The following is a 13,325-nucleotide window of genomic DNA, read 5'->3' on the forward strand; positions in this document are numbered from 1 at the left end:
AGGGATGCTTCCGGGGAGCAACTACTATGAAAAAGTTACTCATATGCCTCCGCTGGAGCCTGATCGGCATCGCGCTGCTGGCGGTTGTGGTGCTTTCATTGCTGCCGTTTATGATTCGCTGGCAAGGTATCGTCTGGCTGGAGAAGCAGGGGCTGGATGCCAATATCGGTTATGTGGAAATCCGTCCGATGCTGGGCACGGTGCAAGTGAACAATGTCCACATCCAGTCTCCCGGTGGTGAGCGATTGATACTCGACCAGCTGTTGTTTGATATTGCCTGGAACCCCCTTTTTGAAAACGGCCTACGAATTGAAGAGGTATCCATTGAGGGGTTGACGCTTGATCTGGCCATGACGCCTTCCGGTCTGCGTGTTGGCGGTATCCCATTGCGCAACAATGGTGCCGCGCCGGATACAGCGGGCCCGCCACTGTTTGAGCGATTGGCGCTGGATCAGTTTCAGCTTCGCGATCTGACATTTTGTTACCTCTTGATGAATGAGCGCGGTGAACAGCAGGCGAATCAGTGTGCCGGACTGAATGCATTACGGCTCAGTGACCTCACCATGGCAATGGGTGATGCGCCCTCACTGTCGCTGCCCGGTGTATCGCTCAGTGGACTGCGCTGGTTTGACCGGCTTGACCCCTTGCTACTGGCGACGGTTGAGTCACTGGCCGTCACCGGTCTGAGCAGTCCTGATATGGCTCGTTGGCAGTTGGAGAAGGTCAATCTTCAGTCGCTGGCTCTGTTGCCGGGGGGCACTCCTGCCGTGCAACTGAATGAGTTGGTGTTGAACGGTTTCAACCTCGCGGATGATGTGGAGTTGAATGCCGTATCGCTTGATGCCATGGCTGTCGGGCTGGCACTCGATCAGACCAATGGTCTGGCATTTGCGCCGGCACTGCTGAAACGTGTGGGCCAGCTCACGCCCGAGACCGCTTCTCAGGGGGCTGTCGATGCGAGCGGCGACGCAAACGACAGACAGATCAGGCTCAAACAGCTTGTTCTGCGGCAAATCGACATTGGGGCGGATCGCCCGCTATTGTCTGCCGGTAAACTGCGGATCAGCGATATGCGGTTGGCAGGTGCAGCGGTGGCGATAGACACCCTGACCCTCGGCTATCTCAACCTGCTCCCCGGCGCAGAGGAAGTGCTGGCGTTGGACAGTCTTGAGTTACAGGGGCTTGATATGAACCGGGATATTGCCATCGCCGGGCTGACGCTGGGCGACCTTCAGGTGCGCCTGGAGACCGATTCGCGGGGCGCACTGGCATTTGCACCAACGCTGATCAGCCAGCTTATGCCGACGCCGGAAAAGAATGATAGTGCCGTGGAGAGTGTTGAGCCACCATCCGGAGCATCCGCTGCCATGGGTTTTGAGATGGGTGATCTGCAACTGGGATCGCTGGCCGTTTTTGCCGATCGTGAGTTGCTGTCGCTTGATGCGCTCGGACTGCAACAGTTGAAACTTGCCGGCGATCAGGTTGAGCTGGCCAGACTGGAGGTGTCCACGGTGGATTTTCTCGCGCCCGCCCCGGATACTGCCGAGGTGAGTCACTATGTGAAAATCCCCCGGTTATCCCTGGACAACCTGGCAAAAAATTCCGGTACGTTCAGCCTCGGCAAACTCCAGATAGGGGACCCAGAGATCTTCGTGCATCGCAATGCCGATGGCATGCTGTCGATGTCCAGCGAACTCGCCGTTTTGTTGGGGCAGGATGGTGAAACGGTTGCGGGAGAGTCGGAGGATTCTGCACAGCAACTCACCACAGAAAACGCACCGCCGTTAAAGCTGCAACTCGCTTCCCTGACGATTGGCGAGCAGGGACAATTGCGCATACTGGATGAAAGTGTGTCGCCGTCACTGGATCAGCGCTTTACCGGTGTTAGCTTGAATCTCAAACACCTGAACAGCACCCGTACGGATACGCCCGCCGAAGTCAATTTGAACATGGCCCTCAATCAGTTTGGTGCGCTGTCCCTGGCAGGCCAGGTTGCTCCCTTTGGTGATGCCTTAAGCACCGATCTTGAAGGGGAAATCAAAGGTATTGATGTGCGTGATATCTCCGGTTACGCAAAAAAATTCATCGGCTATCATCTTGATCAGGGGCTGGTAGATTTCGACATCAGGGTTGATATCCTTGAAGACACTATTGACTCGGTGGTCACTGTCCGACTCCACAAGTTGCAGGTGTCACCAGTGAGCAAAGCCGATCTTGAGGCCGGTGCCAGCGAACTGGGCGTGCCGCTGGAGTTCGCCCTGTCATTATTGCGCGATAAAAATGGCATGATCGAATTGAAGCTGCCGGTTAGCGGCAATATCAATTCGCCGACTTTTTCCATCAGACATATTGTCAACAAGGTCATGTTCAAGGTGATTAAAGAGACGGTGATCAATTACTACCTGCCTTTTGGGTTGGTGGTGAAGACATTGGTTGGCGACAGTCTGGCCGGGATGGGCTTTGAGCCGGTGCCCTTTGAGCCGGGTACAGCAGCGCTGGATGAAGCCGGTGAGGCCAACCTGAATCGTCTCTCGGACATGCTGCAAAAACGCCAGCAGCTGCAATTGGTGTTCTGTGCACCCGCTACCCTTCAGGACTGGGCTGCACAATTTTCCCCGGATGAGCTGGCAAGCCTGCAGTCATCCGGGGAAAATCCCCAGCTTCCCGACATCACGGCGGAGCAATCTGCCGGATTGGCTGAGCTTGCCAATCAGCGCACGGTTGTCGCGAAACAGTACCTGATTGATCACGGTGTCACTCCGGGGCAAATCATTCTGTGTACCGGGAAGTTTGATCAGCGCAGTACCCTGCGCCCGGAGATGTCCATCACCATTGGCCAGTAATCCATAACCGCAAACCCGTTGTCACCGCACGAGCAGTAAAATTTATGACAGAGACCACGATCATTAATCCGGCAATTGAACAGATACCGCTGCGCAGCTATACCGAAAAAGCCTACCTTGATTACTCCATGTATGTGATTCTCGACCGGGCATTGCCGCATATCGGTGATGGTCTGAAGCCGGTTCAGCGGCGAATCATTTATGCCATGAGTGAGTTGGGGCTCAAATCCACGGCCAAGCACAAGAAATCCGCCCGCACCGTGGGTGACGTCATCGGTAAATTCCATCCCCATGGGGACAGTGCAGCCTATGAAGCGATGGTGTTGATGGCGCAGCCGTTTTCCTACCGCTATCCACTGGTGGACGGCCAGGGTAACTGGGGCTCATCCGATGACCCAAAATCCTTTGCTGCAATGCGTTATACGGAATCAAAGCTGGCACATTTTGCCGAGCTGCTGCTGTCGGAGTTGGCCCAGGGTACGGTTGACTGGAAAGCGAACTTTGACGGTACCCTTGATGAGCCCATTACACTGCCGGCGCGCGCGCCTCATGTATTATTGAATGGTACGACCGGTATTGCCGTGGGCATGTCCACAGATATTCCGCCGCACAACCTGCAGGAGTTGATCAGTGCTTGTGTACATTTGCTGGATCAGCCCGGCGCAACCACGGCGGAATTGTGTGAGCATATACAGGGACCGGACTATCCCACCGAAGCGGAAGTTATTACCCCCCGGGAGGACATCCTGAAAACCTATGAGACCGGTCGGGGTAGCCTGAAAATGCGTGCTGTCTGGCAGTCGGAACAGGGAGATATCATCGTCACCGGGCTGCCTTTTCAGGTGTCTGGCGCGAGGGTTCTGGAACAGATTGCCGCCCAGATGCAGGCCAAAAAATTGCCGATGGTTGCGGATTTGCGCGATGAGTCCGATCACGAGAACCCGACCCGACTGGTGATCGTACCTCGCTCCAACCGGGTTGATCTGGAGGGGCTGATGCAGCATTTGTTTGCCACCACGGATCTGGAAAAGAACTATCGGGTTAACCTCAATATGATCGGGGTAGACGGTCGCCCGGAAGTGAAGCCCCTCAATAAAATTCTCACCGAGTGGCTCGCTTACCGCATGGATACTGTGCGCCGTCGGTTGCAGTTTCGGCTGGACAAGGTGGATCACCGGCTACATCTGTTGGAAGGCCTGTTGATCGCATTTTTGAATATAGATGAAGTGATTCATATTATTCGCAGTGAGGACGAGCCAAAACCGGTATTGATCCAGCGTTTTAGTCTCAGTGATATCCAGGCAGAGTATATTCTCGACACCAAGCTGCGCCAGCTGGCCCGCCTGGAGGAAGTTCGCATTCGTGCCGAGCAGGAAGCGCTGGCGGCGGAGAAACTGGAGCTGGAAAAAATTCTCGGTTCCGCAAGGCGTCTAAAGACCCTGGTGCGCAATGAATTGCTGGCTGTGGCCGATGAATTCGGTGATAAACGCCGTTCACCGCTGGCCCGCCGTGAGGAAGCGAGGGCGTTTTCTGAAACCGAACTGTTGGTGTCCGAGCCGGTAACAGTGGTGTTATCGGAGAAGGGCTGGATACGCTCTGCCAAAGGACACGATGTCGATGGCGCATCACTCAGCTATAAATCCGGCGATCGCTTTCTCTGTGCGGCCAGAGGACGCAGTAACCAGTCGGTGGTTTTACTGGATTCCACCGGTCGAACCTATTCGTTGGCGGTCCACAACCTGCCCTCGGCGAGGGGGCAGGGTGAGCCTGTCACCGGTCGCCTTAACCCCCCTTCCGGCGCCGGTTTTGTGAGCGTCATAATGGGCGATGATTCACAACAGGTGTTGATGGCAACTGATGCCGGTTACGGTTTTATGGCCAATCTGGCAGATCTGCACAGTAAAAACCGGGCGGGTAAAACGACCCTGACGATTCCCAGGGGCGGTCGAGTCATCAAGCCGGTGGCGATTTCTGACCGTGAAAACAGTCTGGTGGTCGCGGTCAGCAACGAGGGTCGTATGCTGGCGTTTCCACTGGCAGAACTCCCCCGTTTGGCGCGAGGCAAGGGAAACAAGATTCTCAGTATTCCCTCCTCGCGAGTTCAGTCCCGGGAAGAGTTTATGGTAGCGGTGGCGGTCGTGACCCCGGCGCAGCAATTGCTGGTGTTCTCGGGCAAACGTCATTTGAACATCAGGGCCAGCGATCTTGAACATTATCGCGGGGAGCGCGGTCGCCGTGGCAATAAACTGCCCCGGGGCTTCCAGAAAGTGGACAGGGTGGAGGTGACGGGCAATGATTAGCGACGATTTGGGCATGTTGCCCCGACATGGCTGTTTACCAGCTGAGTGATTTTCATTATATTTAAAACGGTTAGAGCGGGGCTGCTGCCCACCGTATAAATCTCGTCCAGAGGATGAACAGATGGATAATAATAAGGTGTTGCTGGTTATTGCGTCGCTGTTACTGCCACCACTGGCAGTGTTCCTGAAAAAGGGTGCCGGTAAGGATCTGGTGATCAATATTGTGCTCTGCCTGTGCTTCTGGGTGCCGGGTATCCTGCATGCGCTTTGGGTGACGTTGGCCTGAACCGAATATTGGCAGGGGGGTGACAGGAAGCCCGCATGGCATTCAGTCAATACAAGGTGATGGCTATCAGCGAGGGAGCTCTGGGAACGATTTTTCTCGGTGCCTCCGGCTTTCCCCTGAAAAAAATGGAGACGGTCCTCAACGAGCAGGCGGCCGACGGCTGGCAACTGGTTTTCCAGGTGGTGGAAAGGCGTCGCCTCTGGCTGTTCTGGGCACGGGAAACCGTCATCGTCACTCTGGGCAAATAACCGGTGGCTCTCCGCGACGAACAATCCCGGGAGGACCAGCTTCGCAACCGAATTGCGGAACTCCCCGCAGAACAGCGCAGGGTTTTTCACGGGCGTATGGCGAGATGCCTCAAAGATCCGGACAGCTATGCGGTGCTGAACTATTTGTTTGTCGCCGGGCTGCACCATTTTTATCTGAGGCGCTGGTTTCGCGGTGGAGTCAATCTGGCCGTTTTTCTGGCTGGTCTGGCTTGCCTGCTCACTGGTCAATGGCGCTGGGGGCTTGGTTTGTTACTTTTGATTACGTTAATTGAGTTGCCAGCACTGTTCTGCTCTCAATGCATTGTATTGCGGTATAACAACGACCTGGCTGAATCGCAGTTGGCGGAGACTGGCCACAGTCAGAACTGATTTTTTACTTAATGGAGCGTGTGATGGAAACGATAGGAAATGCCATTATTTTTTATGGTCTGAAGGTTGTTATGGCAGCCGTTATTTTTTTTGTGGGTAAATTTATTGCGGGCTGGCTGAGGGGCCTGGTAGCCGGCTTGATGAAAAAGAAAGACATGGATGTGGCGATCCAGCAGTTTGTCTCTACGCTGGTTTACTATGCCCTTCTGACCTTTGTCTGTATTGCAGCACTGGGTCAGCTGGGCATACAAACGGCCTCCCTCGTGGCTGTGGTGGGTGCCGCCGGTCTCGCCGTTGGCCTGGCTTTACAAGGTTCTCTGGCCAATTTTGCCGCCGGTGTGCTGATCCTGATTTTTCGTCCCTTCCGTGTTGGAGACTATGTTGAAGTGGCCGGTGTCGGTGGTACGGTGTCGAAAATACTGGTATTTACTACCGAGCTGAACACCCCGGACAACAAGCGGATTGTGATTCCCAATGGCCAGGTAATGAGCGGTACCATTACCAACTACTCCACCCACGATACCCGCCGGGTCGATCTGGTGATCGGTATCAGTTACGGCGATGACATCGACAAGGCCAAGGCAGTGCTGCGTGAAGTTGTTGAAGCAGATAAACGTGTGTTGGCAGATCCGGCCCCGAATATCGCAGTTACCCAGCTGGCGGACAGCAGTGTCAACCTCATTGTCCGCCCCTGGGTTGCCACGGGCGACTACTGGGGGGTCTATTGGGATCTCACCGAAGCCATCAAAAAGCGCTTTGATAAGGAAGAGATTTCCATTCCTTTCCCGCAACGCGATGTGCATTTGTATCCGACAGCCGATAACGCTTGAAGGTAAAATGCTCAAGGCCCCTGTGAAGGGGCCTTTTTTGTTCTATAAATAGAGAGGTACACATGGGTATTCTTTCCTGGATCGTACTTGGCCTGGTGGCCGGAATTCTTGCCAAATGGATCATGCCGGGCAGGGATGGTGGTGGGTTTATTCTCACGGTACTGTTGGGTATTGCCGGCGCTTTTGTCGGTGGCTGGATTGGTTCGTTGCTGGGCTTTGGCGGTGCGGGTGGCTTCAGTTTAGCCAGTATCGCCACGGCCACGGTGGGCGCCATTCTGATTTTGCTGCTTTACCGGCAGTTGAGAAAACAGTGAATTTCGGCAGCTGTCCTGTTTAGTGAACACCGAGGAGAACATGATGAAACACACGATTTTATCCATCGCAATGGTCCTCTTGCTGGGCACTGGTATTGCGTCGGTGACACTAGCTCAGAAGCCAGAGCACGCCGGAAGTGGGAAAGGTGTCATGAAAGACGAGGCCCCGGTGGTCCGGGAAACCGAACAGTCGCGCGAAAAAAAGCTGCTCAAAGATATGGAGCAGAAACGGGAGATGAAGGCCGAGCAGGAGCGGAAGGAACTTGGCAAAGGCTCTGAGCAGGGCCGGGACATGCGCCAGGAACACAGTCGCAAATGGTGGCGCTTCTGGGATTAATTGCGCTCTTTTAATCCCTGCCCCACAGAAAACGCAGCCGATGGGCTGCGTTTTCTGTGGGGCATCAATATTTGAATGGGCGATCAGCGGGCGCGATCAAAGCGCCGTTTACGACGGTAGGGAAAGACATCGACAATTTTGCCGTTGCGGATCTGTTCCTGCAGCCCCCACCAGAATTCCACATCATAGATATCGCTGTGGAGTGCCTGAAAGGCTTCCCGGGCAACGGGATTGCCGGAGAAGAATAACCGGAATTCCTCTGGAAAAATATCGTTGGTTGCCACGGTATACCAGGGGGTGGCAGACATCTCCTCCTCATCAGTCTTCGGTTGAGGGATACGCCTGAAGTGACACTCGGTCAATGGGCAGATTTCATCGTAATCGTAAAACACCACCCGGTTGTGGCGGGTGACCCCGAAATTTTTCAGCAGCATGTCACCCGGAAAAATATTCGCCGCCGCCAGTTGTTTGATGGCGTTGCCGTATTCCTCGATGATGTTGCAGGTTTGTTGTTCATCAGCCCGCTGCAGGTAGATATTGAGCGGTGTCATGCGGCGCTCGGTATAGAGGTGCTTGATGATCAGCCGGTCTCCCTCGAAGGTCAGCAGCGAGGGTGCGACTTTCTGTAACTCGGCGAGTAGTTCGTCGGAAAAGCGATCCACCGGAAACGAAAAATTAGCAAACTCCTGGGTATCGGCCATCCGCCCGATACGGTCGTGCCGGGAGACCATGTTGTACTTCTCCCGCACGATTTCGTGGGTGACCTCCTTGGGCGGGTCGAAACGATCCTTGATGATTTTAAAGACAATATCGTAGGACGGCAGCGTGAATACCGACATCACCATCCCCTTGATGCCCGGTGCGATGACAAACTGATCCTGAGAGTTTCTCAGGTGACTGACAAATTCACGGTAAAATTCCGTCTTGGCGTGCTTGGGAAAACCAATGGACGTGTAGATTTCGTTATCGCCCTTGTGCGGCATCAATTGCTTTAAAAAATGCAGGTAGAGGTAGGGCAGTGGAGCATCCACCATAAAATGGGTTCGGGTAAAACTGAACACCACGCTCATCTCTTCCTTGTTGAAAATGGCTGTGTCAATAAACAGGCCGCCTTTTTCATTGTTCAGTACGGGCAACACCAGTGGAAAAAGCCGGTCGCCATCGATGATGCGACCGACAATATAGGCCGCCTTGCTGCGATAAAACACCGAGTCGAGCGTATCAAATTTCAGTGCCGAAACCGGATTCTTCAGGTGGGGCAGTAACTGCTCGTTAAATTCCTGAACGATGAAGTTCACATCCCTGGTGAGGTTTTCCGGTGGCGTAGAGAACTCGGCATCCAGCAAAATCTGCTCAAACACGGCGGCGATATCGTCAATACCCTCATAGCGCACATAAATGCTGTATTCCGCTTCCGGTATCGACGCCATTTGTGAAGACAGTACGTAGATCAGGTCATCGTCAATCTTGTCGTGATCATTGATGCAGCCAAATACGGAGTTGAAAAAAGTCTCGGCAATTTCGTAATTGGGGAAGTTGAAAACCAGTTGGGTATAGACGGCTTTTGCCTGGCGCCATAATTCCAGATCGGTAATATCTTTATTGGTCACCGTGGCGAGCAGCTCCGATACCTGGCGCACTTTGGTCTTGTAGAGTTCCAGTCGGTCCACGTTGGCGCTCTGCACTGCATGCCAGTCGGCCTTTTCAAAGCGCGCCTTGGCGCCGAGAGTCATATTCAGGTAATCGGCAAAATAGCTGCGGAAGCCATTGAGGATGGTTTTCGACATCCGTCGTGCAGTGCTGTTACGAAAAAACCGGGGGTCCGGAGCGGTCATGGGATCAGTCCAGCTGGGTTACTCATCGAGCTTTAAATCAGCTTTCAGTTCTGCCAATCGTTGCCGCGACACTTCGCGACTTAACGGCGGTTTCTCCGTCGCTTCCCCTGCGGGATCCGGTAAGGCCAACAGCCGACCCTTGCCAAGTTCGCGACAGAGTCGCCGATAATGATCGAGAAACAGGGGGTAGCTGACCGTCTCTGCCTCATGGGCCAACAGGTACCAGCCAGTGGCCAGTCCGGCGTGATAGACCACCGGGTGAGACCAGTGATGAGCCGATTTTGGAGAGGGTGCATTGCAGGCTTCGAGATACGCGCTGCGCGGCGAGGGCAACCCCGCCGGGTTCTGGCAGGCCTCACAGCATTGCAGCATGCGGTTCAGCGTAGGCAGATAGTCGGATGTTTCGATCACCCGTTTGGCGCCCAGCAGAATCTGCTCCCGATCGAAGTGTGCCAGTGCGTCCAGCCACAGGCGTTTTACCTGATTGAGCAGATCGGTATCAGAGTAGGCACTGTAAAACTGATTGTGAAAGTTCAGCCGGAACAGGGCGAACACCTGGTTGATCGTGTCCACCAAGTGTTCTGGACGCTCAGGATGTCGCCCAGCTGCGGTCGCTGAGTTCGTCGACGAGGGTGCGACTCCGCGTACTGCCCGGTCGATCAGATCGTTGTTCTTTTCCATCGCTTGAGTCCTGGGTATGTGTTTGGTGACGCGACCATTCCCGTTTTACCTGTTGCAGGAACTTGGTGTTCCAGGAGCCATAGAGTTGGCCGCTATCCCGCCAGTACAAAACAAATTCCGGTACCAGTCGTTCGGCAAAATCGCGGGGAATATTTGCCAGCGTGAGGACCTCAAAGAGTTCTTCTCTGGGTTGCCAATCCGCCGCCAATGGGCGAGGCATGGTGTCCTGTTCCATCGTGTGGGTGAACCTGGCCCACTGACGTTTCACGTGCATGATAAAGCGGCTGTTCCAGGTACTTGAGGATTCGCCCCGTTCCAGCCAGTAGAGAACAAACTCCGGTATGGCGTCCTCGACAAAGTTACGGTTGATAGCCGCCTGCCGGGTGAGAATCTCCATGGCATCCTGTGACGGCTGCCAATCCCGGCTCATAGACGTGTCCTGTCCTCGCCTGGCCGTTTCTGTCTGTTGTGCCCGCCAGAGACGCAGTACATGCTTGATAAATTTTGAGCCCCAGCTGTAGCGCGGCTCGCCACGTTCCGTCCAATATGTAATGAACTCTGGCAACTGGTCGGCAATGAATGCTGCCGGAATGTTGTACTGGGCAAGTTGTTGCAGAACGTCATTTTCCGGTCGCCAGTCGGGGGATATGGGCCGGGTACTTTGGTGTGCCGGGGTTGTCGGAAGTGTCGCGGAAAATTTGCCGGGCTTTGCTGTATGGCTATTGTCGGCACAGTGTTCATTAAAGGCAAAGCGCAATAGATTGGCTTCAGTCAGGGGGGGGGATGCAACCAGCAGAATGCCCTTGTCCCGAAGACTGCCCACGATACGTTGCAGGTCAGCGATAGACCAGAAGGGGGTAAATTTCTGCAGCTGGCCACTGTCGATATTCAGCCAGTCGTAGTCACCCTGCCGTTCGGGCTTGCCATGACACATCAATTCATTGAGTAATTGCAGCAAAACCGTCTCCTCCAGGCCAATGGTGGCAGCCAGGGAGGGAGAAATAATCAGCGGTTTTTCCGGTAGCAGTGACATGGTGACACTTTATCAGAAAGCGGTGGGCAAGTTTATCGGTCACATTCGTTCAGATGTGGTTTTCTATGTGGTTGCCGCATCGTTACAATAGCGCTTCAAAAAAAACAACAAACAGCAAGGTGGCAATGGAATGGTTCCGAAGCAGGCCAGTTTGGTAGGGAGGCGACCAGCGAGCTGGCTTTGTTGCATCCTGTTGTCGCTCAAATGGCTGCCGGTTTTGGCTGCTTCGGCTGAGGGTTATACCGAGGATGATCTGATCGCGGATATTCCGGTGGCTTTGTCTGTCACACGACTGCCCCAGTCGGTGACAGATACCTCAATGGCGGTTTCGGTTATTGACCGAACCATGATTGAGGCGTCCGGATTTATCGAAATTCCCGATTTGCTGCGCCTTGTGCCGGGTTTTCAGGTCGGCCTCAGCTGGCGTGATCACCATGCATCGGTGACCTATCACGGTCAATCCGATGGCCTATCTCGGCGTATGCAGGTTTTGCTCGATGGCCGTGTGGTGGTGGGGTCACTGTTTGGTCTGGTGGATTGGGACCGACTGGGAATCACCGTTGATGATATTGAGCGGATAGAGGTGGTTCGCGGTCCGGCGGGTGTTTCCTTCGGCTCCAATGCTTTTGTTGGCGTCATTAACATTGTGACCCAGAAACCCTACCGCAATCCCGGCTGGCGGTTCAGCGCGACCACAGGCAGCCGCGACACCAGTCTGCTTACGGCACGCTATGCCCATAGCGGTGACCAATTTGATTACCGGGCTTCTCTCAGCTACTTCAATACTGAGGGCTTCCACAGTGTGAATGACGAGTCGATCGCTCGCTCCGGTCGCTTTCAGGGGACTTTTCAGGCGACGCCTGAAACTTCCCTGGATTTTCAATTGGGCTACGCCGAGGGCCCCTGGGGTCGTGGCGGCAGTGGTGTCTCTGTGGACCCCGTCGGCACCAAGGAAGCCAGCGAGCAATATGGCAGCATTCGCCTGACTCGCACCACAGATCCCGGCAGTGCCTGGTATCTGCAGTTTGGTTTCACTTCCGGTGAAGAAAACGATAAATTTTCTGCCGGATTACTGTCGGACTTGCTGGGGGTCGATCCCGCTGATATTGGCGGGGTGATCCCCGGTCAACAGGAGCAAGAGGTGTTTGGTCGCACCTTTGACTATCAGGTTAATCGGCGCGATATCGAGTTTCAGCAACTGTTAAATGGTCAGCGCTACCGGATTGCCTGGGGCCTGGGTTATCGCAAGGACATGGTGAATAGTTTGGAAATCGTCGGCCAAAAAGAGTGGCAGGCCATGGAGACCTTCCGGACCCAGGGTAATATCGAGTACCGGTTGACTGATCAGTTGTTGTTAAATGCCGGCGCCATATACGAAAAGAACAACATCAGCTCCGGTGAGCTGTCCTGGCGGTTGGGACTGAACTTCACCCCGACTAAAGGCCATATGTTCCGGCTATCGGTTGCGGAGAGCTGGCGGCAACCATTTCTGGTAGAGAATTTTCACAATATTGCCGTGCGGCTGAATGATGGTACCGCGATCGAAACTGTTCAGGTGGCGCCCGAACCGATTGATCCCGAGCGGCTGCGCAGTTACGAACTGGGCTATATCGGCAACTGGCTGGATGAACGGTTGACCGCCGAGATCAAACTCTATCGGGAAACCTTTGAGGACGAGATTGAATACGTCTGGGATCCCGCTTATCCGGAGGTGGCATCAATTTTTAATCAGGGCGCCATCCTTGATGTCAATGGCGGCAGTACCGCTATTGAAGGGTTTGAAACCGGGGCGCGCTGGCTGGCATCCGACCGCACCCGTTTCTGGCTGTCCTATGCCTACGCGGACGCCGATCAGTCCAGTTTGCCCATGGCATTTCGCAGTCTCTATCAAACTTCAGCGACACCACGCCATACCGCCAGCCTGTTGATGTCCCATGATCTCGGTCGCCACTGGCAGGTGAGTGCCGGTTATTACTATCTCGACGATATGGTCTGGATTCTGTGGGGCTCCGAAACTGATGCCTATCGACGGCTTGATGTGCGGATTGCCCGCCAGTTCCCGCTGCGCAATGCCGATTTGAAGCTGGAATTGATTGGTCAGAACCTCGGTGGCGATTACGTGGAGTTCAAGCAGGCCAACCGTTTTGAAACGCGGACATTTTTGCGCGCTACACTGCAGTTTCACTGATATCTCCACAGTTAAACACCCTGAACGGGAGATATCACAT

12 protein-coding genes are annotated in these 13,325 nt (G+C 54.4%); 9 read left to right on the forward strand and 3 right to left on the reverse strand.

Features of this window, described 5'->3' with window-relative positions; translation table 11 throughout:
- Positions 1-26: 26 nt before the first annotated feature.
- From U740_RS03900 to U740_RS11790, 8 genes are all read left to right on the forward strand, one after another.
- Positions 27-2,843 (forward strand): DUF748 domain-containing protein, encoded by a 2,817-nt coding sequence (locus U740_RS03900; RefSeq protein ID WP_036859111.1) that lies wholly within the window; start codon positions 27-29, stop codon positions 2,841-2,843.
- A gap of 44 nt (positions 2,844-2,887) precedes the next feature.
- Positions 2,888-5,143 (forward strand): DNA topoisomerase IV subunit A, encoded by a 2,256-nt coding sequence (gene parC, locus U740_RS03905; protein WP_036859112.1) that lies wholly within the window; start codon positions 2,888-2,890, stop codon positions 5,141-5,143.
- A 121-nt stretch (positions 5,144-5,264) separates the two neighbouring features.
- The gene (locus tag U740_RS11985) at positions 5,265-5,429 is read left to right on the forward strand and encodes a YqaE/Pmp3 family membrane protein (protein WP_036859114.1); all 165 of its coding nucleotides are present in this window, start codon (positions 5,265-5,267) and stop codon (positions 5,427-5,429) included.
- Positions 5,430-5,464: 35 nt separating this feature from the next.
- Positions 5,465-5,677, forward strand: a complete 213-nt coding sequence (locus U740_RS03915; protein WP_036859116.1) for a DUF4177 domain-containing protein — start codon at positions 5,465-5,467, stop codon at positions 5,675-5,677.
- A gap of 3 nt (positions 5,678-5,680) precedes the next feature.
- Positions 5,681-6,067, forward strand: a complete 387-nt coding sequence (locus U740_RS03920) for a TM2 domain-containing protein (protein WP_036859118.1) — start codon at positions 5,681-5,683, stop codon at positions 6,065-6,067.
- 23 nt (positions 6,068-6,090) lie between these two features.
- Positions 6,091-6,897 (forward strand): mechanosensitive ion channel family protein, encoded by an 807-nt coding sequence (locus U740_RS03925; protein WP_200877036.1) that lies wholly within the window; start codon positions 6,091-6,093, stop codon positions 6,895-6,897.
- Between the two features lie 62 nt (positions 6,898-6,959).
- Positions 6,960-7,211 (forward strand): GlsB/YeaQ/YmgE family stress response membrane protein, encoded by a 252-nt coding sequence (locus U740_RS03930; RefSeq protein WP_036859120.1) that lies wholly within the window; start codon positions 6,960-6,962, stop codon positions 7,209-7,211.
- 43 nt (positions 7,212-7,254) lie between these two features.
- A complete protein-coding gene (locus tag U740_RS11790; protein ID WP_051921187.1) occupies positions 7,255-7,548 on the forward strand; it encodes a hypothetical protein in 294 nt (97 codons plus the stop codon).
- Between the two features lie 83 nt (positions 7,549-7,631).
- Here the strand turns inward: U740_RS11790 and aceK are convergent, their stop codons facing one another.
- Genes aceK through U740_RS03950 form a run of 3 tightly spaced genes read right to left on the reverse strand, consistent with a single transcriptional unit; the run spans position 7,632 to position 11,097 of the window.
- Entirely contained in the window at positions 7,632-9,383 is a 1,752-nt protein-coding gene (gene aceK / locus U740_RS03940; RefSeq protein WP_081890834.1) for a bifunctional isocitrate dehydrogenase kinase/phosphatase, read from the reverse strand.
- An 18-nt stretch (positions 9,384-9,401) separates the two neighbouring features.
- Positions 9,402-10,064 carry a replication protein P gene (locus tag U740_RS03945; protein ID WP_160172041.1) on the reverse strand — a complete coding sequence of 221 codons (663 nt, stop codon included), beginning with the start codon at positions 10,062-10,064 and terminating at the stop codon, positions 9,402-9,404.
- Entirely contained in the window at positions 9,973-11,097 is a 1,125-nt protein-coding gene (locus U740_RS03950) for a DnaT-like ssDNA-binding domain-containing protein (protein WP_036859121.1), read from the reverse strand. Before U740_RS03950 ends, U740_RS03945 begins: the two co-directional genes overlap by 92 nt.
- A gap of 130 nt (positions 11,098-11,227) precedes the next feature.
- On the opposite strand from U740_RS03950, the gene U740_RS03955 reads away from it, so the two are divergent.
- Positions 11,228-13,285: a TonB-dependent receptor plug domain-containing protein gene (locus tag U740_RS03955; protein ID WP_036859122.1), complete on the forward strand. Its 2,058-nt coding sequence runs from the start codon at positions 11,228-11,230 to the stop codon at positions 13,283-13,285.
- Positions 13,286-13,325 lie beyond the last annotated feature (40 nt).

Origin of the sequence: Porticoccus hydrocarbonoclasticus MCTG13d (assembly GCF_000744735.1) — a bacterium.
Taxonomy (GTDB): Bacteria; Pseudomonadota; Gammaproteobacteria; order Pseudomonadales; family Porticoccaceae; genus Porticoccus; species Porticoccus hydrocarbonoclasticus.